Annotated in this window: 24 protein-coding genes; 15 read left to right on the top strand and 9 right to left on the bottom strand. The window is 36.2% G+C overall.

The window, feature by feature from the left end:
• Positions 1-59 precede the first annotated feature (59 nt).
• A complete protein-coding gene (locus ACKWCD_RS16695; protein WP_413985103.1) occupies positions 60-485 on the top strand; it encodes a Dabb family protein in 426 nt (141 codons plus the stop codon).
• On the opposite strand, the gene ACKWCD_RS16690 is transcribed toward ACKWCD_RS16695, so the two are convergent.
• Both ACKWCD_RS16690 and ACKWCD_RS16685 read right to left on the bottom strand, forming a co-directional pair.
• Positions 482-1,519: a quinone-dependent dihydroorotate dehydrogenase gene (locus tag ACKWCD_RS16690; RefSeq protein ID WP_413985102.1), complete on the bottom strand. Its 1,038-nt coding sequence runs from the start codon at positions 1,517-1,519 to the stop codon at positions 482-484. The two genes, ACKWCD_RS16695 and ACKWCD_RS16690, sit on opposite strands and share 4 nt — an antisense overlap.
• 92 nt (positions 1,520-1,611) lie before the next feature.
• Complete coding sequence (locus ACKWCD_RS16685; RefSeq protein ID WP_413985101.1) at positions 1,612-2,055, bottom strand: hypothetical protein; 444 nt, start codon at positions 2,053-2,055, stop codon at positions 1,612-1,614.
• Between the two features lie 72 nt (positions 2,056-2,127).
• Here ACKWCD_RS16685 and pepT point away from each other — a divergent pair, with 72 nt between their 5' ends.
• Together pepT and ACKWCD_RS16675 are read left to right on the top strand one after the other, a co-directional pair.
• Entirely contained in the window at positions 2,128-3,357 is a 1,230-nt protein-coding gene (gene pepT / locus ACKWCD_RS16680; RefSeq protein WP_413985100.1) for a peptidase T, read from the top strand.
• A gap of 66 nt (positions 3,358-3,423) precedes the next feature.
• The gene (locus tag ACKWCD_RS16675; protein ID WP_413985099.1) at positions 3,424-4,020 is read left to right on the top strand and encodes a YdeI/OmpD-associated family protein; all 597 of its coding nucleotides are present in this window, start codon (positions 3,424-3,426) and stop codon (positions 4,018-4,020) included.
• A gap of 1 nt (position 4,021) precedes the next feature.
• Here ACKWCD_RS16675 and ACKWCD_RS16670 read toward each other — a convergent pair whose 3' ends face one another.
• The 4 genes from ACKWCD_RS16670 to nusB all read right to left on the bottom strand — a co-directional run bounded on the left by ACKWCD_RS16670 (position 4,022) and on the right by nusB (position 7,354).
• A complete protein-coding gene (locus ACKWCD_RS16670; RefSeq protein ID WP_413985098.1) occupies positions 4,022-5,371 on the bottom strand; it encodes a Gfo/Idh/MocA family protein in 1,350 nt (449 codons plus the stop codon).
• 99 nt (positions 5,372-5,470) lie between these two features.
• Positions 5,471-5,761, bottom strand: coding sequence for a preprotein translocase subunit YajC (gene yajC, locus ACKWCD_RS16665; protein WP_413985097.1), 291 nt, complete (start codon positions 5,759-5,761; stop codon positions 5,471-5,473).
• A 23-nt stretch (positions 5,762-5,784) separates the two neighbouring features.
• On the bottom strand, positions 5,785-6,255 hold the full coding sequence (locus tag ACKWCD_RS16660) for a DUF1573 domain-containing protein (protein WP_413985096.1): 471 nt from the start codon (positions 6,253-6,255) through the stop codon (positions 5,785-5,787).
• A gap of 151 nt (positions 6,256-6,406) precedes the next feature.
• The gene (gene nusB, locus ACKWCD_RS16655) at positions 6,407-7,354 is read right to left on the bottom strand and encodes a transcription antitermination factor NusB (protein ID WP_413985095.1); all 948 of its coding nucleotides are present in this window, start codon (positions 7,352-7,354) and stop codon (positions 6,407-6,409) included.
• 179 nt (positions 7,355-7,533) lie between these two features.
• On the opposite strand from nusB, the gene ACKWCD_RS16650 reads away from it, so the two are divergent.
• From ACKWCD_RS16650 to ACKWCD_RS16620, 7 genes are all read left to right on the top strand, one after another.
• Positions 7,534-9,288 carry an ABC transporter ATP-binding protein gene (locus ACKWCD_RS16650; protein ID WP_413985094.1) on the top strand — a complete coding sequence of 585 codons (1,755 nt, stop codon included), beginning with the start codon at positions 7,534-7,536 and terminating at the stop codon, positions 9,286-9,288.
• Between the two features lie 77 nt (positions 9,289-9,365).
• On the top strand, positions 9,366-9,764 hold the full coding sequence (locus ACKWCD_RS16645; protein WP_413985093.1) for a PUR family DNA/RNA-binding protein: 399 nt from the start codon (positions 9,366-9,368) through the stop codon (positions 9,762-9,764).
• Positions 9,765-9,871: 107 nt separating this feature from the next.
• Positions 9,872-12,394: a M14 family metallopeptidase gene (locus ACKWCD_RS16640; RefSeq protein WP_413985092.1), complete on the top strand. Its 2,523-nt coding sequence runs from the start codon at positions 9,872-9,874 to the stop codon at positions 12,392-12,394.
• An 85-nt stretch (positions 12,395-12,479) separates the two neighbouring features.
• Positions 12,480-13,415 (top strand): hypothetical protein, encoded by a 936-nt coding sequence (locus ACKWCD_RS16635; RefSeq protein WP_413985091.1) that lies wholly within the window; start codon positions 12,480-12,482, stop codon positions 13,413-13,415.
• Positions 13,366-13,806, top strand: coding sequence for a hypothetical protein (locus tag ACKWCD_RS16630; protein WP_413985090.1), 441 nt, complete (start codon positions 13,366-13,368; stop codon positions 13,804-13,806). Before ACKWCD_RS16635 ends, ACKWCD_RS16630 begins: the two co-directional genes overlap by 50 nt.
• Before the next feature lie 175 nt (positions 13,807-13,981).
• A complete protein-coding gene (locus tag ACKWCD_RS16625; protein ID WP_413985089.1) occupies positions 13,982-14,398 on the top strand; it encodes a VOC family protein in 417 nt (138 codons plus the stop codon).
• A 143-nt stretch (positions 14,399-14,541) separates the two neighbouring features.
• Positions 14,542-14,766, top strand: coding sequence for a hypothetical protein (locus ACKWCD_RS16620; protein ID WP_413985088.1), 225 nt, complete (start codon positions 14,542-14,544; stop codon positions 14,764-14,766).
• 21 nt (positions 14,767-14,787) lie between these two features.
• On the opposite strand, the gene ACKWCD_RS16615 is transcribed toward ACKWCD_RS16620, so the two are convergent.
• Both ACKWCD_RS16615 and ACKWCD_RS16610 read right to left on the bottom strand, forming a co-directional pair.
• On the bottom strand, positions 14,788-15,825 hold the full coding sequence (locus ACKWCD_RS16615; RefSeq protein ID WP_413985087.1) for a lysophospholipid acyltransferase family protein: 1,038 nt from the start codon (positions 15,823-15,825) through the stop codon (positions 14,788-14,790).
• Complete coding sequence (locus tag ACKWCD_RS16610; RefSeq protein WP_413985086.1) at positions 15,822-16,742, bottom strand: bile acid:sodium symporter family protein; 921 nt, start codon at positions 16,740-16,742, stop codon at positions 15,822-15,824. Before ACKWCD_RS16610 ends, ACKWCD_RS16615 begins: the two co-directional genes overlap by 4 nt.
• Before the next feature lie 112 nt (positions 16,743-16,854).
• Here ACKWCD_RS16610 and ACKWCD_RS16605 point away from each other — a divergent pair, with 112 nt between their 5' ends.
• The 3 genes from ACKWCD_RS16605 to ACKWCD_RS16595 are packed head-to-tail and all read left to right on the top strand — an operon-like array spanning position 16,855 to position 18,308.
• Positions 16,855-17,421 carry a thioredoxin family protein gene (locus tag ACKWCD_RS16605; RefSeq protein WP_413985085.1) on the top strand — a complete coding sequence of 189 codons (567 nt, stop codon included), beginning with the start codon at positions 16,855-16,857 and terminating at the stop codon, positions 17,419-17,421.
• Positions 17,422-17,453: 32 nt separating this feature from the next.
• Positions 17,454-17,774: a cupin domain-containing protein gene (locus tag ACKWCD_RS16600; protein ID WP_413985084.1), complete on the top strand. Its 321-nt coding sequence runs from the start codon at positions 17,454-17,456 to the stop codon at positions 17,772-17,774.
• A gap of 6 nt (positions 17,775-17,780) precedes the next feature.
• The gene (locus ACKWCD_RS16595) at positions 17,781-18,308 is read left to right on the top strand and encodes a GNAT family N-acetyltransferase (protein ID WP_413985083.1); all 528 of its coding nucleotides are present in this window, start codon (positions 17,781-17,783) and stop codon (positions 18,306-18,308) included.
• Between the two features lie 3 nt (positions 18,309-18,311).
• Here ACKWCD_RS16595 and ACKWCD_RS16590 read toward each other — a convergent pair whose 3' ends face one another.
• A complete protein-coding gene (locus tag ACKWCD_RS16590; RefSeq protein ID WP_413985082.1) occupies positions 18,312-18,845 on the bottom strand; it encodes a YfiT family bacillithiol transferase in 534 nt (177 codons plus the stop codon).
• 370 nt (positions 18,846-19,215) lie between these two features.
• Between ACKWCD_RS16590 and lpxD the strand changes: the two genes are divergently transcribed.
• Together lpxD and ACKWCD_RS16580 are read left to right on the top strand one after the other, a co-directional pair.
• Positions 19,216-20,208, top strand: coding sequence for a UDP-3-O-(3-hydroxymyristoyl)glucosamine N-acyltransferase (lpxD, locus tag ACKWCD_RS16585; RefSeq protein WP_413985081.1), 993 nt, complete (start codon positions 19,216-19,218; stop codon positions 20,206-20,208).
• Positions 20,209-20,505: 297 nt separating this feature from the next.
• The gene (locus ACKWCD_RS16580) at positions 20,506-21,162 is read left to right on the top strand and encodes a hypothetical protein (protein WP_413985080.1); all 657 of its coding nucleotides are present in this window, start codon (positions 20,506-20,508) and stop codon (positions 21,160-21,162) included.

Raw genomic sequence — 21,162 nt, 5'->3', positions numbered from 1 at the left:
AAATACGAAATCCCTAGAAGTATTATTCATTTTTCATACCTTACAAAAAATCAAAACCGATGAAAACCAAAAACTTCTCTGTTGTTCTTTTCTTAGCGCTTTGTTCTATGGTACTTATTTCATCTACTTGGAAATATGATGAAAAAGATTCGTTAATTCAAAATGATATGAATCAAGACAGTTTGCTTCGCCATGTAGTGCTCTTTAAATTTAAGGAGGGTACTTCTTCTGAAGACATCAAAAAAGTTGAGGCTGCTTTTAGTGCACTCCCTTCTAAAATTGAGCAAATCAAAGGATATGAGTGGGGATTAAATAATAGCCCTGAAGGTTTAGAAAAAGGCTTTACCCATTGCTTCTTTTTGAGTTTTAAAAACGAAGAAGACCGTGCTATCTATTTACCACATCCTGACCACAAGGCTTTCGGCGATGTACTCGGACCATACTTGGATGATGTTTTGGTAATTGATTATTGGACGAAGAACTAGTCGACTCTTTTAAGAAGCTCCTTATTGATACGTTTTACTAAAGACGGACCTTCATAGATAAAGCCCGTATACAATTGAACAAGGTCTGCACCAGCCTCTAATTTTTCCAAGGCATCTTCTGCTGAATGAATTCCTCCCACACCAATAATTGGAAACGCCTTTCCACTTTTTTCCGCTAAGAACCGAATAACTTCAGTACTTCTATTGGTTAAGGGCTTTCCGCTTAAACCACCTTTCTCTTCAGTTGAAACCAAATCTGATTTTAAATTCTCTCTGGAAATTGTAGTGTTGGTGGCGATAACACCATCAATCTCTGTTTCTTCAACAATTTCTATGATATCAACTAATTGGTCGTCGGTCAAATCAGGGGCAATTTTTAGAAGAATAGGTTTGCCCTTTCCTCTTGATTCAGGGCATTTTATATTTTCCTTTTTAAGTTCTTTCAATAAAGCCTTTAAAGGCTCTTTATCTTGTAGCTCCCTGAGACCCGGCGTATTTGGCGAACTCACATTGATCGCAAAATAATCTACATGCGGAAAAAGTGCATCAAAACAAATTAAATAGTCCTTGATGGCTTCATCGTTAGGAGTTACCTTGTTCTTTCCGATATTACCACCAATAAGTACTTTGTGTTCCTTTTTTAGTCGTTCTACAGCATCAAAAACACCCTTATTATTAAAACCCATTCTATTAATAATAGCCTGATCTGGTTTTAGACGAAATAGTCTTGGTTTTGGGTTTCCTATTTGTGGTTTTGGTGTTAGTGTGCCAATTTCTACGAATCCGAATCCGAAGTTTGAGAATTCATTGAAGAGTTTTGCATCCTTATCAAATCCTGCAGCAAGGCCTACTGGGTTTTTAAATTTGAGTCCGAAAACCTCACGTTCCAATCGCTTATCTTCAACAAGGTAAAGCATTCTAAAAAGTCCTGAAAAGCCAATTTTAGAGAGAAAATTAACTAAAGAAAACGTGAAATAATGAGCCCTTTCTGCATTCATCAGAAAAAGAAATGGTCGAATGAGGAACTTGTACATAAACTACGAAGACAATTTTGTCAAATGTACAAAGTGTAATACCTAAAGACTTGTGGATTATGTGCTTTTTATCAACAGATTGTGGTTGACAATTATTCAGGATCGACAATCGTATCCTTTACCACTAAGGGTTGCACTTTAATAGGCTTACGAACAGCCTCATAACAAAGCTCTAAATAACGATCGTACTGCTTTTCATTAAAGCTTGATAGTAATGTTTTGTCCGCAGCCTTAGAAGCCATTACTATCTTTTGTTGAAATACCTTATACTTTTCCGAAAGTACCGTTAACTCTTCTGGTGTGCTCTGCGGATGTTCGTTAAAAAGCTTTTGTATTTCATCTTCAATTACTTTCGTTTCAATCTGTAGCTCTGCTCGTAAAGCTTCCATCTTACTAATTTGCTCAGCATTCATTTGAAAAACTTTGACGAGGATATCAGTATTCTTGCCACCTACATCTAAAGTGCAATCTTGGGCATTCCCAGAAATGGAAAACAATACTAAAGCAATAAAAGGAACAATTACTTTGAAATACATGATTTTGGTTTCTAGATTCAATTGTTAGAATTGTTACTGTATAAACAGTATTTTTAGTCAAAAATTATACGAATGCAAGATATTATAGACCGCTTTTTGAGATATGTACAAATTGATACACAAAGCGATCCGAATTCTAAAACTACACCTAGCACAGAAAAACAATGGCATCTGGCCAATGAGTTGGTGTACGAGCTCAATCAGATTGGTATGCAAGATGTTAGCATTGATAACAATGCGTATATCATGGCAACTTTACCGAGCAATTTAGACAAAAAAGTGCCTACAATAGGTTTTATTTCACATTTTGATACTACACCAGATTTTTCTGGAACGGATGTGAATCCCCAAATCATTAAAGATTATGATGGGGGTGATATCGTCTTGAATGTGGAACAAAAGATTGTTTTATCTCCCTTCTATTTTGAAGATTTACTGCAATACAAAGGTCAAACCTTGATTACTACTGACGGAACAACACTTTTAGGCGCTGATGACAAAGCGGGAATTACGGAAATCATTACTGCAATGGAGTACCTTATCAAACATCCTGAAATTAAGCATGGAGATATACGTATTGGCTTCACTCCCGATGAAGAAATAGGGCGTGGAGCTCATAAATTTGATGTAGAAAAGTTCGGTGCAGAATGGGCTTATACTATGGATGGAAGCCAAATAGGCGAACTGGAATATGAAAATTTTAATGCTGCTGGTGCTAAGGTCACGATTTCTGGTAGAAGTGTTCACCCTGGTTATGCCAAAGGAAAAATGGTTAACGCGGTTAGCATTGCTACTGAGTTTATGTCAATTCTTCCGCCGGAAGAAACCCCTCAAAATACTTCGGGTAGAGAAGGCTTTTTTCACATTCACAGTATAAAGGGAGAAATTGAACATGCAGAATTCGAATTGATCATTCGCGATCACGATGCAGCCCAATTTGAAAAGCGAAAGCAGCTATTGAGAGATATTGCAGAAAAGTTGAACAAGGATCATGGAGATTGTATTACCATGGATTTAAAGGATCAATACTTCAATATGCGAGAAAAGGTAGAACCTGTTTTTCATATCGTCGAAGTTGCTAAAGAAGCTATGGAGAAGGTTGGAATCAAACCAATCATAAAACCTATTCGCGGGGGAACGGACGGCTCACAGCTAAGCTTTATGGGACTCCCCTGCCCTAACATTTTTGCAGGCGGACATAATTTTCATGGTAAATTTGAATATGTTCCTGTGGAAAGTATGCAGAAAGCTGTTGAAGTTATCGTAAAAATTTGCGAACTTGTTGGTGAGAAGGATTACTAGATTGTTGGATTGTTGGATAAACATATGTGAATCATAATTAGGTCCCCAATACAAAAACACCTCTAAATGGAAAAAGCAGAAAAAGTAGAACGTTACTATTCCGAGGAACATCATTTCAGTGAGGGCATTGCAAAACTCAGAGCACTAGTTCTAAAAACCGGACTCGAAGAAACCTATAAATGGATGTTTCCCACATATACGCTAGAGGGTAAAAACGTCATATCTATTTGTAAATTCAAAAAACATTTCGGCATCTGGTTTTTTAATGGAGTTTTCCTGAAGGATACAAAACAAGTTTTAGAAAACGCGCAAGAGGGAAAAACACAAGCTATGCGGCATTGGAAGTTCTATACCATAGAAGATATTGACAAAACAGCGGTATTGGGTTACATGCAGGAAGCCATCGAAAATCAAAAAAATGGAAGAATTTTTGTTCCAATTAAAAAGAAAATTGAGAAGCGGCCCGTTCCAAAGCTTTTAAAGGATGCTTTAGCCAAAAATGCAAATGCAGCTGAAGCTTTTAAAAAATTATCTCTCTACAATCAAAATGAATATTCAGAGTATATCGAAAAAGCCAAACAAGAAAAAACAAAACTATCACGACTTGAAAAAATTCTTCCAATGATTATTGAAGTTAAAGGTTTGAATGATAAGTATAGGTAATTTATAGCGTAGGTAACTTCCAACCATTACTGTAATTAGCTTTCAAAAATTCATTTGCAGCTTTCTCTTTGAATTCATTTTTCGTTTCATCCCAATAGATTCTATTTCCTGTTTTAAAAGCCACATTACCCATATGGGAAACCAATGCGGCATCATAACCTACTTTTATCGGAGCGTTTAATATCGAGGCGTCTCTACTTTTTACCGCTTCAATAAAATTGACTGTATGTAAATCTAATCCGCTTGCATTGCCTCTATCAAAAGATGAAGCTTCCATTTTCGGAATTCCCTCTTTATCCCAACCTTGAAATTCTTTTTCAGGAATCACTTCCCATCCACTTCTATCTAAAACCAAAGTACCATTATTCCCAATAAAAGCAATACCATGGTTGCGACCGTAATTTCCACCATCTATGCCGGTGGCATGTTCCCAAAGTATGGAGAAACCATCATATTCAAAAACAGTCTGTAGACTATCGGGAGTTTCTGAGGCATCCTCTGGGTAAGCGAATTTCCCACCTAAGGCCATCACCGATTTTGGTGTTCCAGCTTTCATCCCGTAAAGGGCATAATCAATTAAATGTACGCCCCAATCTGTCATTAATCCACCAGCATAATCCCAAAACCATCTGAAATTAAAATGAAATCGATTTGCATTAAATGGCCTTTGAAGAGCAGGGCCAAGCCACATGTTGTAATCTACGCCTTCTGGCACCGCAGTATCGGGAAGAATAGGAACAGGCTTCATCCAACCTTGATACGCCCAGGCTTTTGCTAAACGAATATTACCTAATTTGCCAGAATGAACATATTTAATGGCATCGACAAAATGAGGTTGACTACGTTGCCATTGACCAATCTGTACCATTCTATCACTTGCACCCACATAGTTCAGCATGATATCAGCCTCCTGAACAGAATTCGCTATGGGTTTTTCACAGTACACGTCTTTACCCGATTGTAAAGCATCAGTAAGTTGTAAACAATGCCAATGATCAGGTGTGCCAATAATCACTACATCAATATCTTTATGCTCTAAAAGCTTTCGATAATCTGTATACCATTTTGGTTTTTTAATTCCTGCTTTTTCTAAATCGGCTGTTCTTGCTTTCAAAACACGTTCATCAACATCGCACAAAGCGACTACGGTAACCTCGCTATTTTTTAGCATGGAACTCAAATCACTAAACCCCATGCCTTTGCAGCCAATTAGGCCGACGTTAATCCGGTCGTTTGCACCAACTGGCTTTCGAATCATTGACAACAATTCCATGGGAAATAAAAATGCCGCACCAGAACTAGCCGCAAACAAAGAGCTTTTCTTCAAAAAACTTCTTCTATTGTGATACATAAATCTTTGATTTAGAAATAGGTAAGAAGATACAATTAATTGAAATAAAAAAGCTCCGAACTTTCATTCGGAGCTTTTTTATATGAATTACAAGAAATTCTATTTCTTTTCGACAGAAGCATTCAATTTTCTACTCATCTCTAACGAAATTGCTGAACGGTCAAACTTCAACTTACCGGCCATAGTTTCAATGACACAAGAATTGTCTTTATCATTAAGGTCCATGACTTTACCGTGAAGCCCACTCTTGGTTATAATGCGATCCCCTCTTTTTAGCTCTGCCGCAAACTTTTTTTCATCTTTTGCGCGCTTCATTTGTGGTCGTATCATAAAAAAATACGCTACCACAAAAATTAATAGCATTGGCAGAAACTGCTGAATATCACCCATTATATTAGTTTAGAATTTTAGAATTACTTGGTTGGCCCTAATGGAGCCGCTCCTTTAGGATTAACAAATGCTTTGATTCTTAAAGTTTCAGAACCTTTAGCGGTATTTGCTTTTACAGTGATTGTTTTTGTTACTTGATTTTGACCAGATCCGTTGAACTTAACAACCATTTCACTTGTCTCTCCTGGTGCAATTGGTTTTCTAGGAGGATTTGGTACTGTACAACCACAGCTACTTGTAGCACTTGTAATTAACAAAGGACCATTACCTGTATTGGTAAATTTGAATACCGTTTCTTGCGGTGTTCCTTGTTCGATAGTACCAAAATCATGTTCAGCCTTTTCAAAGGTCATAATTGGAACGAGCTTGGCAGCTTCATCTCTTTCTGCAGCAACGGCTACGTTTGCACTATCGATTTTACTTGATGCATTTTCCTTACAGGAAACAAAAGCGAAAAGGGATAATGCCCCTACAAATAAAATAACTCTTTTCATCTTAATAATTTTTATTTAGTTACAAAATTAGATAATTAATTATATTCTAACGAAAAAATTGATACTCTAGTCTACTTGAGTCCATTTTTTAACAATTGTCATTCATCGATCAACTACTGAAAATACATTACAACCGAGGGCATGCAAACCATTATAAAAGTCCTCTTCCCATTTTTTGCAATCTTCCTTCTGACTTGTATTCTTTCACCAATTTATCTAAAATTCCATTGATGAATATGCTACTTTTCGGAGTAGAATATTCCTTTGCAATCTCTAAAAACTCGTTAATGGTTACCTTTTCAGGAATAGACGAAAAATTCAATAACTCACAAATTGCCATCTTTAAAAGAATGGAATCAATATCTGCAATTCGATCTTTATCCCAATTCGGAGTTTTGCCTTCAATTTCTTTTTCCCATTCAGCATTATTCAATAGCGTTTTACTCAATAACTGCTGCGCATATTTCAAATCTTCTGAATCTTTAAGCAAGTCTGGCAAAAAGAACTGAGCTTGTTCGTCTTCTCTTACTTTTTTTAGTTGCTTTAGAATAAAAGTATTCACTATCGGAATATCATCAACCCAAGTGAGTTTATCATCTTCGAAATAATCATAAATCTTTTCGTTAGGTGCAATTACCTGCTCAAACAAAGCTTGAATAAGTTGTTTGTCTTCTTCATAGGTACTTGTTGGCGTTTGCATATAAGATCTATAGCGCTCACTTTCTAAAATCGCTTTGTAAATTAACTTTACATATTCCTCATTAAGATACCAGTTATTTAACTTTCGCTGTTCAAGCTCATCTTTTAAAAGAGGGTTATTCGCTATTTGAACTAAAACTTTGTTCGTTAAAAACTTCTCTTTATTCGGAAAATCATCAGAGGCATTTTCAATATATTTTTTTGAAGATAAGGCCACCTGACTTGCAGCAAAAGTGTGAATTTCTTTGAGAAGACTTAACATCAACAAGTATAGCGTATACATATTCTCAATACTATCTTTGAGAAATTTATCCTGCTTTTCTAGGGAATCATCTTTCGATTGAATCAGCGCATAAATGCATTGCATTACTTTTACCCTGATATGCCTTCTTGTTAACATGTTAAAGAACTTTAAATAGAATTGGGTTGTTTTTCACTGGGCAAAAATAGGCATCTATTTTGAATCGCAAGGTTATAAAATGGTTATTATCTTATAAATTTTATAACATTAGGTTTTACCCTAAACCCCTATCTTTGACGAATTCAAACTGAAAATATTCCAAATAGCATTCCAACTGCATGAAGGAACTCAAACACCTCAACAAATACTTTAGAAAATATTGGTTTAAGCTTCTTACAGGGATGCTAATTACCATTATTGCGCGTGTTTTTTCACTGGTTATGCCGTCTTATGTGAAGAACTCTATTGAAGTGGTCGAGAACTATGTCACCAAAGAAATCGACAAGAGCGAAGCCCAAGATCTTCTTTTAGAATACATTCTAATTATAGTGGGTGCTGCCTTACTTTCAGGGCTCTTCACTTTTTTAATGCGACAAACTATTATCAATGTTTCGCGCTATATTGAATACGACTTAAAGAATGAAGTCTTTGACCACTATCAATTTTTGACTTTAAATTTTTATAAGAAAAATAGAACAGGTGATTTGATGAATCGCATTAGTGAAGACATCAATCAAGTTAGAATGTACGCAGGGCCTGCCATAATGTACGGCATAAACGCATTAACACTCTTTGCGTGTTTGATTCCCCTAATGTTCATAAAAGCTCCCACTTTAGCAGCTTATACTTTATTGCCACTACCTATTCTTTCTATTTTGATCTATCAGATTAGTAAGATCATTCATAAACGAAGTACCGTGGTTCAAGAATACCTATCTGACTTATCCACCTTTACGCAAGAAGTCTTCTCTGGAGTTTCGGTAATCAAAGCGTATGCCCTAGAGCCCAAGATTAATACAGAATTACAAACTCTCGCTATAGACGGAAAAGATAAGAGTATGAATCTTGCAAGAGTAAATGCATGGTTCTTTCCTCTAATGGTATTGCTGATTGGTATGAGTAATATTCTTGTCATCTATATTGGAGGGAAACAATATTTCGATGGTGAAATAGAATCCGTTGGGGTTATTGCTGAGTTCATTCTTTATGTAAATATGCTTACTTGGCCTGTGGCTATTGTAGGTTGGTTGACGACTATTGTGCAACGTGCCGAAGCATCACAAAAGCGTATTAATGAGTTTCTTAAGCAAGAGCCGGAGATGCGCAATGAAGTGGAACACGAAACACCGATTCAAGGTAAAATTGAATTCAAAGATGTCACCTTTACCTATGAGGATACTGAAATTACAGCCTTAAATAACATTTCATTTGTAATAAACGAAGGGGAAACAGTCGCCATTCTTGGTAAAACTGGCTCTGGAAAATCTACCATCTTAGATTTGGTAGCGCGTTTGTATGATGTTAGTTCTGGGGAAATTTTAATTGATAATACTCCGGTAAAAAAATTGAACCTTACCAGTTTACGAAAATCTATAGGAGCGGTTCCGCAAGACGCATTTCTCTTTTCTGACTCAATCGAAAATAACATCAAATTCGGAAAGCATGACGCCAGTAAAGATGAAGTCATTCAAGTTGCGAAAAATGCTGTTGTTCATGAAAATATCATGGGTTTTACAAATCAATATGATACAGTTTTAGGAGAAAGAGGTATCACCCTTAGTGGAGGTCAAAAACAACGCGTCTCAATTGCCAGAGCCTTGTTAAAAGACCCTGAAATTTATGCATTTGATGATTGCCTTTCCGCTGTAGATACTGAAACTGAGGAAGAAATTTTAAATAACCTCAAAAAAGCATCCCAGCACAAAACCACCTTAATAGTTAGTCATAGAGTCTCTTCTGCAAAAAACGCAGATAAAATCCTAGTTTTAGAAGATGGTAAATTACTTCAAGAGGGCAGCCATGATGAATTAAATGCCGTTGATGGCTATTATAAGGAGCTTTACAAGAACCAGTTGTCTGAGAAAGAAAACTGACAAATTGTTGCTCGATACGCTTTTTTTTTCCATTTTTGGTAGAATATTAATTGAGCACTAACTAGACACTACATAAGATGAGCGAAAGAGATTCAATGGAACAAGAGGAGATACACTCCAAAGTTCTAAGGGCTGGAAGAAGAACTTATTTTTTTGATGTAAGAAGCACGAAAGCAGGCGACTACTACCTTACTATCACAGAAAGCAAAAAGTTTACCCACGATGATGGATCATTCCATTACAAGAAGCACAAAATTTATTTGTACAAAGAAGACTTTGATGCCTTCAAAGAAAATGTCATCGAAATGATGGACTTCATTATCAATGAAAAAGGTACAGAAGTCATTTCTGAAAGACACCAAAGAGATTTCAAGAAAGAAGAAGATACAGCTCCTGAAAATGCAGCTCCTGTTGAGGAAAGCACTGAAGCTGCCTCTACAGAGAGTTTTACTGATATAGATTTCGACGATATTTAATTCGAACTCACACTACAATTTAAAGCGGCCCTTCGAATATGAAGAGCCGTTTTTTTTTGGACATCACTTTACCTAAATTTACGTATGGACTAATTCACCGAACCAAAATGAAAAAAACAATACTTCTATTAGCAATTCTAGTTTCCTTTCAAAATCTAATCGCTCAAGAAAAACTAGATCTCAATTACTATTTACCTCAGAATATTACGTATGATCAAAATATTCCCACTCCGAAAGAAGTCATAGGCCATGAAGTTGGTGAATGGCATATAACCCATGATAAACTCATGTTCTATATGCAAACCTTAGCAAAAGCATCTGATCGCATGACGATAGAGAATAGAGGATCTACTTTTGAAGGGCGACCTATTTTGCTATTGACCGTTACCACTCCTAAAAACCATGAAAACATAGAGCAAATTCGAAAAGATCATGTGGCTTTGACTGAAGCCGGTAATTCTGCTTCAGTTGAAGATATGCCCATCATAGTTTACCAAGGCTTTTCCATTCATGGTAACGAACCTAGTGGTGCCAATGCAGGTTTAGCCTATGCCTATTATCTAGCTGCTGCTCAGGGACCTGAAATTGAAGAACTTCTTAGTAATATGGTAATTCTGATGGATCCTTCTTTTAATCCAGATGGATTACAGCGTTTTGCCTATTGGGCAAATACCAATAAGGCACAAAATTTAACGGCGGATAACAACGATCGTGAATACCATGAAGTTTGGCCTGGTGGACGCACCAATCACTATTGGTTTGATATGAACCGTGATTGGCTGCCAGTACAATTGCCAGAGAGCAGAGCACGTATTGAAAGTTTCCATAAATGGATGCCAAATATTCTGACCGATCACCACGAAATGGGAACCAATTCAACCTTCTTTTTCCAACCAGGAGAACCTTCGCGTACGCATCCTTTGACCCCTCAAATGAATCAAGATCTTACTCGCGAAATCGGAACTTACCATGTGAAGGCTCTAGATAAGATTGGCTCATTATATTATTCCGAAGAAAACTTTGATGATTATTACTACGGAAAGGGATCAACTTTCCCTGATGTAAACGGAAGCATCGGTATTCTCTTTGAACAGGGCAGTTCTCGAGGACATATTCAAGAAAGCGAAAACGGACTAGTCACCTTTCCTTTTACGATTAGAAATCAATTTACTGCAGCGCTTTCTACCATTGAAGCAGGTAAAAATATGCGTACTAAAATCTTAAACTATCAAAAGAAGTTTTACGCAGATACCAGAAATTCAGCAGCACGAAGTAAAACAAAGGGTATCGTTTTTGGAGATAGTAAAGATGCTGCAAAGTCATGGCATTTAGCGGAAATACTAAACAGACACAAAATTAAATTCCATGAATTAGCCAATGATGCTACCATAAGTGGAAAAGCATACAAAAAAGGAAGCAGCTACGTAGTACCTATGAATCAAAAGAACCATCGTTTGATCAAAGCGATGTTTGAAAAGCGTACTACTTTTAAAGACAGCCTTTTCTATGATATTTCGGCATGGACATTTCCCTTAGCTTTTAATGTTGATTACGCAGAGTTGAATTCTTTGACCAATGCAGGGCCAGAAATTACAGATTTCAAACCCTTGACAGGAAGCGTAAGTTCCAAAAGCAATTACGCCTATCTTTTTGAATGGAACGAATATTATACGCCAAAAGCCTTAAATGCAATTCTAGAAAAAGGTTTGCGCGCCAAAGTTGCCAAGTCTCCCTATGCGCTGGAAGGCAAAAAATATGATTACGGAACCATTATGGTGCCCGTTCAAAATCAAAAGTTAGATGCCGACGCCCTCTATGAATTCTTAAAAGGAGTTGCCGATGAAAGTAAAATTCAAATCACTTCAGTCAGTACGGGCCTAACCCAAGGTATTGATTTAGGAAGTAATGATTATGATGCTGTTAAAAAACAAAAAGTGGCTGTTTTAGTGGGAGCTGGAATACGTTCCTATGACGCGGGTGAAATCTGGCATTTGTTTGATACGAGGTACGATATGGAGCTCACTAAAATAGACTTGGCATATTTCAATCGAGTGGATTTAAGCAAGTATACTGATATCATTGTACCAAGTGCAGGTGGAAGTATGCGAACAAAAAAGAACGCTGATAAGCTAAAGAAATGGGTGAAAGAAGGCGGCACCTTAATTGGATACAGAAATACGGTGGAATGGTTCAATAAAAGTGAATTTATGAAACTGAAATTCAAGAAAGACACGCTAGTGGCGAAAAATATTCCTTTTGATCAAAAGAACGATTTCAGAGGAGCACAAGTAACTGGAGGAGCTATTTTTCAAACCAAATTAGACCGCTCACACCCCATCAACTACGGATACAAAAACAATAGCTTAGCTATGTTTAGAAACTCCAACATTTATATTGAAGCAGATAAGAACAGCTACAACAATCCTATTCAGTATACTTCAAACCCACTATTAAGCGGTTACATTTCTGAAGAAAATCTAGAGATGATAAAGAACACTGTACCTTTTCAAGTAAAACGTATGGGCAAAGGAAGAGTTATTGGTTTTACGGACAATACACAGTTTAGAGCCTTTTGGTATGGTACAAATAAGCTGCTAATGAATGCTATTTTCTTTGGGGAGATGATGTAACTTGTTTCCGGAGTAAAGTATGGGTTAAGAAGAGCTAAACTTGGTATTAAGTTTAGTCAGTTTTAAACATGATTTGACAATCATTATGGAAAATTCAATCTTAAAGAAAAAAAATAGAAAGGTAATTATTAAATCCTTGGGAAAGACATTAGTTGTAATTCTAGGTACTACTTTTGGAATTTGGTTTTCCTTATTTTTTGTGAATGTTTTCTACGGTGATATGCTTTTTTTAGAAAATCTATCACTGAAACAATTTATAAACAACGGAAGTTTTTTATTAATCACCTTTTCTATTTTAACTACCTTATTGGTTAAATCAATTAAAAATTTAAAGGTTAATTTCTTCAATGTAGTGGCATCAATTGGAATAATAGTGGTTGGTATTTACTATGGTAAACTAATAGGGCTAAATAGAGGAATATTAACCACATACGCCCTTTCTGATGAACTTGATTATTTTCGAATATTACCATTTATCATTTCATTAATACTACTTTTCATTTATTATATATATGATGGAACAAAAAACAAAAGTTTATGGTTGACTGGGGCTAAATCTAATAATACCAGCTGGAATATATTTTTGTCTTATGCCATAGCTGGTAGTAAGTCGAAAGCTTCAAGAATAATATCGCAAAATGAGATAAGGGAAATTCAAGAAATTTTATCAACCTTAGGTTATAATCCAATATTCAATGCAAGTGATTATTTTGAAACAGAACAAGATTATCAGCCACCTCAAGTAGCAGCTAGAGAAGATTTTAAGGCCATAGAGAATTGTAAGAATTTTTTATTTTATTACCCTGAAAGAGTTGCATCCAGTGCCCTGGTTGAATTAGGTTATGCAATAAGGGATAGAGATAATATAATAATCATATGTAAAAACAGAAATATTTTACCTTTTTTAGTAAGAGAATTAGATGGCATAAATGAAAATATAAAAATCATTTCTGATTACACTGATTTTACTCATGTCAAGGAAATTATTTCAAATAACCATAGTACATATTTCAAAAGGTGAAAAAATCCTTTTTTATGCCCTTTTTAGTGTTTTAATCTTCGCGATAAGGTCTTTCGGCTTAGGGTATACCGAAAATGACTTAATAATGGAGAACGGACAGTTGGAAATAACTGGACTGCATGGGGAGAAAATTCCATTATCGGAAATTCAGTTGGTTGAATTGCCGGATAAAAGACCAAGTTTACGGAATAAAATAAACGGATTTTCAATGGGAAACCGTAAAAAAGGATTTTTCAAGACAGATAGTGGAGAAAGAATAAAAGCGATTATTAATTCCAACGCTCGTCCATGGATTTTAATCACAAAAAAAATCCGGAGAAAAAAAATATTTTTCGTCAAACGCACAATCGAACGAAACAAACTACCAGCAGCTGAAAAAAGCTTTACCTAACAATGGCTAAAATTCATTGCTTGCAGATTTTTTCAACAAAAATCAGCGAGAAAGGCTATCTTTAGATTTGGCTGGATTGTCCTTCGGAAGAATCACAGCAGTGTACCTTAGCTCAACCGTTGTGCGTCATTTAGGCAATGGGACAAAAGTTAAATAATAATCTAAAATAAGTTCTATGGCAAGAATGAATCCATACCTTTATTTTAATGGTAATTGTGAAGAAGCCTTCAATTTTTATGAAGGAGTTTTTCGCAAAAAGGTCTCATACATTGGACGCTATAAAGATGTTCCTAAAAAAGATAAACACATTTTCCAAGAAACTGACGAAAATAAAATAATGCATGTCACTTTGGACATTAGTGAAGAAACAAGTTTGAATGGAGCTGACTATACTGAAGGATATGAAGAGTCAAAAGGATATTGCAACTTTGGTCTTATAATTCATTCTGATGGCAGAGATGAAGCTAACAGGTTATACGACGAACTTTCCAAAGGTGGAGAAAAAACATTGCCAATGCATGTTACATTCTGGGGTTCTTATTATGGTAATTGCATTGACAAGTTTGGCATTATGTGGAAGGTTACTACGTAATTAAAAGAATGAAGTAATTCATTAGACTAACAAAAAAACGAACACTCAACAATGGCTTTAAGTAATTGCTTGTTCTTCCCTACTCTGGAAATTCCTTGATAATCTAATCTCAACTCAGACGTATACTTTTACAAACCACACCTATGAAATTAAACTTATTGTCCTGTGACGCTCAAAGACCCGATAGAAGAGCAATAGTTAAATGCATAACCGAGATTTCATCAAACGGCAATGATTCTTTGTCGAATGAACTTACCGCGATACTTCTTGAAGGAGATGCTGTGGATATTGAAGTTGCTGATAAAAACTCTGGTTCAGCTTTAAGAGCTTTACGCAAACTAAGTATTGACTACGAAATCGTAGAATAACACCAAACTAATATTGAATAACTAATTCAGCCTTACAACCAACCAATTGAAAACGAACAGACCTAAGCTTGCTCCCGACCCAATTAAAGGGTTAAAAACTAGAGTTACAATTGTAAATACAAGTCCGTAATAAATAGGGTAAGTCAGTAAAGCAAAAGCAAAACGAAGGGTACCCATAAACTCAGGCTCCCAGACTTTAGGTTTTCCGAAAGTCCTCCATATCAATAGCATGGGTAAATTTAAAAGCGTAAAAAGTGCTTTGGATATTCCGCCAAAAATAGATATCTTTTTTTGGTTTTGGTCAACCCCAGAAGATAAGTTTTGAAGTGTATTATTTACCTTTTCCGGATTTAAATAATCCACTCCCCTAGCATCCAATTGCTGAATGGTTTCTTCGTAGGTTTCTTCATCTTCGATATGTGTGGTGAGCTTCTTTAACCTATTCGAAACGGCTTCCTTGATTTTGTTAATCGAACCTTTTTCATCCGAAGGATTGTATAGTTCTTTTACCGCTATTGGCGTATCAAAATATAAAGCTACTTTATCAGGAAATCTCACTGCATTTCTATAATTAATCCCTACCGGAACAATCATTATATCAGTATCAGAAGCTTTATCCAAAGTATTGAAAAGAATTCTGGTAAACCCTTTGCTCAAAGGGCGAACCCTGCGTTTCAAATTATGATTCGCCTCCGGAAACATTAGTAAAGCTTCCTTTTGAATCAAAAGTTCAGAACAGCGATCGAATACCGCCTGATTATTTTTCAAAGAGTCTCGCCCATCGCGAATACGATAAATGGGAATCATTTGAAAAAAATTGAAAATTGAAATCAATGTTTTGCTTTTAAACACATCTGAACGGGTCAAAAACCAAGGTTTGCGATTACAATCTGTCGCAATCAACAAAACGTCTAAAAGAGCACTTTGGTGATTGGGTAAAAACAAAACAGGTTTGTCTTTGGGTACATTTTCGAGCCCTGATACTTTTATCTTGCCATAATACAAATGAAGGTTAATCTTCATCCAAATCTTCACCAAATAGTATACTAGGTTTTTCAAACGAGCTTTTCTTTTTTAATTGATTTTTGCCCCCAAAATCCGGCAAGTAATAATCCAGAAACCAAATGCCAAATTCCCCAAAATGCAGCTAAAAGAGCCATGCCACCTAATCCATCAAAAAAGGTGAAGATTAATAAGAGTCCCAATCCTGAATTTTGAATGCCTGTTTCTATGGTAATACTTCTAATATTTTCTTCTGACAGTCGAAATAGTTTGGCTAATGAAAATCCGGTTGTAAAGGCAATTAAATTGTGTATTAAAACAATCCAAAATACATAAAACACATACTCCATAAAAATAGCGCGATTGTTGTATAAGGCAATGAATACTAAAGCAATAAAGAAAACTAAAGAAGCTATTTTAAGCACCTTTGCTATTTGTGTAGCAGTTTTAGGTATCAAGTAATTTACGTACATGCCTAAGAGCAGTGGTACGCCTAGCAACAAGCTAACCAGTTTTATCATCTCTAGAGGAGCTATGGCCACCTCAGTTAAAATACTTGCTGTGGGTTCATATAGTGACCCCCAGAATTGAAGGTTAAGAGGCGTCATAACCACTGCCAACAATGTAGCTATTGCCGTCAAGCTGACTGATAAAGCCGTATTTCCGCCTGATAGATGTGAAATAAAATTAGAAATATTCCCCCCAGGGCAGGCAGCGACCATAAACATACCTAAAGCAATACTTGGCAAAGGTGTTGTTGTTAGTACCAAAAGAAAAGTTACTGCAGGAAGCACAACAAACTGACTAAAAACCCCAACCAAAATAGGTTTCGGATTCTGTAGCAATCTTTTGAAATCTGATATTGAAATTTCAAGTGCAATTCCGAACATGACTAAGGCTAATGCAAAGTTCAAAACCCAAAGAGTCTCTGTGTTAAAGTTGATTTGGACAGTATCAAGTAAGGAGTCGGTCAAAAAAGGCTAGTATTGATTGGTCAATCTAAGAGCGTCAAGTTAAAAATAGCCTATGAAATAACAAAGAATCGATCAAATACTTTTAACTTTAAATTCTAAAAGTTTGTGATAAATGGCGATGACACCTAGCAACATGCTTCCATTAGGCACGAAGGCACCTGATTTTAATCTACCTGATACAGTAAGTAACAAAAACCTTTCTTTAAACGAGATTAAAGGAGAAAAAGGAACGATGATTATGTTCATCTGCAATCATTGTCCGTTTGTAATTCATGTAAATGCCGAAATTGTGCGTATTGCAAAAGACTATAAATCAAAAGGAATTGGTTTTATTGCAATTTCTAGCAATGATGTAGTGAACTATCCGCAAGACGGACCTGCCTTAATGAAGAAAGTAGCAGCGGATGTTGGCTATTCTTTCCCGTATTTATACGATGAAACACAAGAGGTTGCTAAAGCCTATGATGCTGCTTGCACTCCTGATTTCTATTTATTTAACAGGGATTTGAAACTAAGCTATCGCGGACAACTCGATGATTCTCGACCTGGAAACGGTATTCCGCTATCAGGCTCTGATTTAAGAAATGCTATGGATGCTTTACTAGAAGGCAACGCAATTAGCGAAATTCAAAAACCAAGTATCGGCTGTAATATCAAATGGAGTGCCCCTAGCTCTTAAAGGGAAATTCTTGAGTTCTCAAAACCTTTATAATGAAAATAAATACTGAGGAAGCACTTCAAAAACTTAACGAAACTGACTCTCCTTTTCTGAAAGTTTTTGAGCATGGTACGCTAGAAGTGGAAGTGTACAAACCCGAAAAAGTTGATTTGCAACAACCGCATTCAAGAGATGAAGTTTATATCATCATTTCAGGAAATGGTGAGTTCTTAAATGATGGTGAACGAAGTCAAGTCAAAGCAGGAGATTTTCTTTTTGTTCCTGCGGGAATAGAACATCGCTTTGAAAATTTTACTGATGATTTTTCAACTTGGGTACTTTTTTACGGACCTGAAGGTGGCGAAAAAGCCTAACTCTACATGAAGCATATAGTTCACTTTGAACCCATTACTCCCGAAGTTTATGACAGTTACATCGAAGTAGGAATCGTGGCCTATAACCAACATTATTTACATTTATGGCCTAATGAAAATTCTGCTCCTTATATCGAAAGTAGTTTCACCAAAGAAGTTCTTGAAAAAGAAGAGGTAGACCCTAATACGATTCTATATCGCATTCTTAGAAACAAAAAAGCAATCGGGGTTTTAAAAATTACACTTGATGCCCCGCTCGCCAACTTTTCGAAAGATGAAGCCCTTTACATTGATAAGATTTATATATTAAATGAATACTCTGGCAAAGGCGTTGGAAAAAAAGTGCTTCAATTTGCTATGCTTCGTGCCAAGAAAATGAAAAAAAAGATAGTCTGGTTAGATACTATGCAAAAAGGTCCTGCCTTGGATTTTTACCTCAAAAATGGATTTGAAATTCACAGCGAGAGTAAAGTCACTTTGCCAAATATCCTTGAGGATGAAAAACTAATGTGGGTGATGATTAAGAAGTGTTAAGTTTTAGAATGACCAACCTTCTCGCTTCAATAAACCTTCAATATGAGCATAATGATGATTGCTATGCCAAGCATATTTTCCAATATTTTCGGCTAAGCTAACTTTTACATTTCCATCAGGGTGTACATAATACTTCATCAAATCACTTGACGATAGTCCTTTTAAAAGATATACCAACTTGGCATGTAAGGCCTTGATATAATTTAAAGAAAGTTGAATAGGCGCGGTCCTAGCATCAAATAAGTTGCTCCACTCCTTTTCTTCATAAGCTTTAATCACCGGACTTTCTTCGGTTAAAGTCCATTTGAAACGGGTATAACTATTATGATGGCTATCGGCAATGTGATGAACCACTTGGCGTATCGTCCAACCTTCAGGGCGATACGGGGTTTCCAATTGTTCCGCCGTAAGGTTTTTTACCAAATTCTCGAGACGCTCTGGTAGCGTTTCTAAAATCATAATCCATTCTTGAATATGCTCAGCACTAATCTTTTCTGGGCATTGATAATGACCAATGGGATACCTCAAGTTTTCCATAGATTAAAAATAAGAAACTTTGATTTCAATAGTTATGAATACCTTCTTAAATCTTATTCAAAATGCTAGTGTTTAGAATTATACAAAAAAATACTTTTTTGAAGTAACCAAATGAAACTTCGCCTGGCTATACAGATAACAAATAGATACCATTCAATTCTATAATCAGGACTCTATTGATATAGTCTGGCTAACGATTCGGAGAACGGAGTCAAAGCCACGGAGTTAAGCTCTATTAGCATTAAGACCACAAATACTAGCTAAAAATCAATGGCTCTGGCTTTATGCCATTTTTATTTCCCTAGAGTTCTCTTTTGTTCATTATATCTTATCTTGCTGCGAAGCATAATAACACAAACCAAGCATGGCCATGAAATCTTTTACAATAGCTGAAATTAATACTTTATTAGGAGGGGAAATAGTTGGAAGCACGACTCAAACCATAACTGGACCTGAAGAACTTCAAAAAGCACAAGTTGGCCATATTACCTTTATAGGAAGCAGTAAATACATATCAAGATGGAAAGATTCAAAAGCTTCCGCTGCAATCGTTAATGCAAATTTAGAAGTAGAACCAGGAGAAAATCGCGCCTTGATAAAAGTAAAAAATGCTGATTTGGCAATGGCTAAAGTTTTAGAAGCTTTTGAACCAAAGACACCCGTTTTTGAAATGGCTATTCATCCTACAGCAGTGGTGCATGAAACTGCCAAAATTGGTGCAAACTGCAAAATTGGAGCAAACTCTTATGTAGGTAAAAATGTGGTTCTAGGTGATGGAGTTATTCTCTATCCGAATGTTACCATTTTAGATGATACTAGTATCGGAAAAGGAAGTATAATTTGGTCAGGCACTGTTATTCGTGAACGCTGTGAAATCGGACAGGCCTGTATTTTTCACAACAATGTAAGTATTGGTGCAGATGGATTTGGGTACCGCCCAAGTGATGATGGTCGAGGACTAGTTAAAATTCCGCAAATAGGAACCGTTATCATCGGCAATGATGTCGAAATTGGTGCAAATTCTTGTGTTGATCGCGGTAAGTTTAGCGCCACTATTATTGGCGACAATTGTAAAATTGATAATCAAGTGCAAATCGCGCATAATTGTATCATGGGAAGATCTTGCATTATGGCTGGCCATAGTGGTTTGGCAGGTTCAGTAACTTTAGGTGACGGCGTAATAATTGGAGGAAGTGCATCTATAAAAGACCATACCACGCTTCATTCAGGAGTAACAGTTGGCGCAGGATCTGGCGTTGTTGGAGATGTGGCTGCGGGAAAAACCGTGTTAGGTTATCCCGCACAAGAATCAAGAGAAATGCTCAAACAGTGGGTAATGATGCGAAAATTAGCCAAACAGTAAACAGACTCGGAGCGAGACTCGGCTCAATTTAAACCTCTATTATCAAGTAAACTACATCTGCAGAAAACAAAAATTCTTTTTACCTTGTAGAAAGAAGTCGCACCCATGCCCCAAAATCGATTAAAATACATTTTTCTTTTTCTCTTTCACACAGTGCTTTTTAGTAGTTGTGTAAACCTCAAACATGTAACAGAATTTTCTAAATCTGCTATTGAAAGTGTAGAAACTTTTGATGCACTATCTCCAAGTTTCTATAAAACCTACCTTGCAGACTGCCAAAGCAAAAACATTGCGAATTTGAATATTCATAAAACAGATTGCGAATGTTCTCAAGACAAAGAAGCTGATCGAGTTACTGAACTTATTTACCACGGACTGCAAAGTTATTTTTACGCGCTGACTAACATCTCAGATAATCAACTGACCAATTACCAAACCGACGGACTCACCAATGCCATAACTTCAGGAAATTTTGGCTCAATCAAAGTAAATGATACTGACGTAAAATCATATTCTAACCTAATCACCCTTGTCGGAAGGGCTTTTACTGATGGATATCGAAGAAATGAAATAAAGAGCTACATTTCAAATGCAAATCAGCCAGTTCAAGATTTGATTCATTTTTTAGATCTTAACCTTGCGGGAAATCTTAAAGGCAAATTGGAAGTTCAAAAAAGCAGCACCAAAAATTACTATTTTGATTTGGTACGTGATAAAAGCCTATCTACCTATGAACGAACAAAATTTGCTGAAGATTATTTTCGTAAAATTCAGGAAATCGAAAGGCAGCAGACCGAATTGGATGAATACGCTAAGATTCTAAAGGCTATTGCACAAGGTCATGCTCACCTTTCCGCAGACATTGAGAATTTAAATGATGATGCCCTAAAGGTTGCCCTGGCGAAATATGGAAGTCAGCTCAAATTACATTCAACCTCCTTGTTTAAAAATTAA

It is taken from the genome of Maribacter taeanensis (assembly GCF_047345145.1).
In the GTDB taxonomy this organism is placed as follows: Bacteria; Bacteroidota; Bacteroidia; order Flavobacteriales; family Flavobacteriaceae; genus Maribacter_C.
The sequence above is the reverse complement of the archived record's forward strand: the minus strand, read 5'-3'. Positions and strand labels throughout refer to the sequence as shown.

Excerpts from the sequence above, each read along its gene's own strand:
- ACKWCD_RS16695 (WP_413985103.1), top strand. The coding sequence starts at position 60 with ATGAAAACCAAAAACTTCTCTGTTGTTCTTTTCTTAGCGCTTTGTTCT.
- ACKWCD_RS16690 (WP_413985102.1), bottom strand. The coding sequence starts at position 1,519 with ATGTACAAGTTCCTCATTCGACCATTTCTTTTTCTGATGAATGCAGAA.
- ACKWCD_RS16685 (WP_413985101.1), bottom strand. The coding sequence starts at position 2,055 with ATGTATTTCAAAGTAATTGTTCCTTTTATTGCTTTAGTATTGTTTTCC.
- pepT (WP_413985100.1), top strand. The coding sequence starts at position 2,128 with ATGCAAGATATTATAGACCGCTTTTTGAGATATGTACAAATTGATACA.
- ACKWCD_RS16675 (WP_413985099.1), top strand. The coding sequence starts at position 3,424 with ATGGAAAAAGCAGAAAAAGTAGAACGTTACTATTCCGAGGAACATCAT.
- ACKWCD_RS16670 (WP_413985098.1), bottom strand. The coding sequence starts at position 5,371 with ATGTATCACAATAGAAGAAGTTTTTTGAAGAAAAGCTCTTTGTTTGCG.
- yajC (WP_413985097.1), bottom strand. The coding sequence starts at position 5,761 with ATGGGTGATATTCAGCAGTTTCTGCCAATGCTATTAATTTTTGTGGTA.
- ACKWCD_RS16660 (WP_413985096.1), bottom strand. The coding sequence starts at position 6,255 with ATGAAAAGAGTTATTTTATTTGTAGGGGCATTATCCCTTTTCGCTTTT.
- nusB (WP_413985095.1), bottom strand. The coding sequence starts at position 7,354 with ATGTTAACAAGAAGGCATATCAGGGTAAAAGTAATGCAATGCATTTAT.
- ACKWCD_RS16650 (WP_413985094.1), top strand. The coding sequence starts at position 7,534 with ATGAAGGAACTCAAACACCTCAACAAATACTTTAGAAAATATTGGTTT.
- ACKWCD_RS16645 (WP_413985093.1), top strand. The coding sequence starts at position 9,366 with ATGAGCGAAAGAGATTCAATGGAACAAGAGGAGATACACTCCAAAGTT.
- ACKWCD_RS16640 (WP_413985092.1), top strand. The coding sequence starts at position 9,872 with ATGAAAAAAACAATACTTCTATTAGCAATTCTAGTTTCCTTTCAAAAT.
- ACKWCD_RS16635 (WP_413985091.1), top strand. The coding sequence starts at position 12,480 with ATGGAAAATTCAATCTTAAAGAAAAAAAATAGAAAGGTAATTATTAAA.
- ACKWCD_RS16630 (WP_413985090.1), top strand. The coding sequence starts at position 13,366 with ATGTCAAGGAAATTATTTCAAATAACCATAGTACATATTTCAAAAGGT.
- ACKWCD_RS16625 (WP_413985089.1), top strand. The coding sequence starts at position 13,982 with ATGGCAAGAATGAATCCATACCTTTATTTTAATGGTAATTGTGAAGAA.
- ACKWCD_RS16620 (WP_413985088.1), top strand. The coding sequence starts at position 14,542 with ATGAAATTAAACTTATTGTCCTGTGACGCTCAAAGACCCGATAGAAGA.
- ACKWCD_RS16605 (WP_413985085.1), top strand. The coding sequence starts at position 16,855 with ATGGCGATGACACCTAGCAACATGCTTCCATTAGGCACGAAGGCACCT.
- ACKWCD_RS16600 (WP_413985084.1), top strand. The coding sequence starts at position 17,454 with ATGAAAATAAATACTGAGGAAGCACTTCAAAAACTTAACGAAACTGAC.
- ACKWCD_RS16595 (WP_413985083.1), top strand. The coding sequence starts at position 17,781 with ATGAAGCATATAGTTCACTTTGAACCCATTACTCCCGAAGTTTATGAC.
- ACKWCD_RS16590 (WP_413985082.1), bottom strand. The coding sequence starts at position 18,845 with ATGGAAAACTTGAGGTATCCCATTGGTCATTATCAATGCCCAGAAAAG.
- lpxD (WP_413985081.1), top strand. The coding sequence starts at position 19,216 with ATGAAATCTTTTACAATAGCTGAAATTAATACTTTATTAGGAGGGGAA.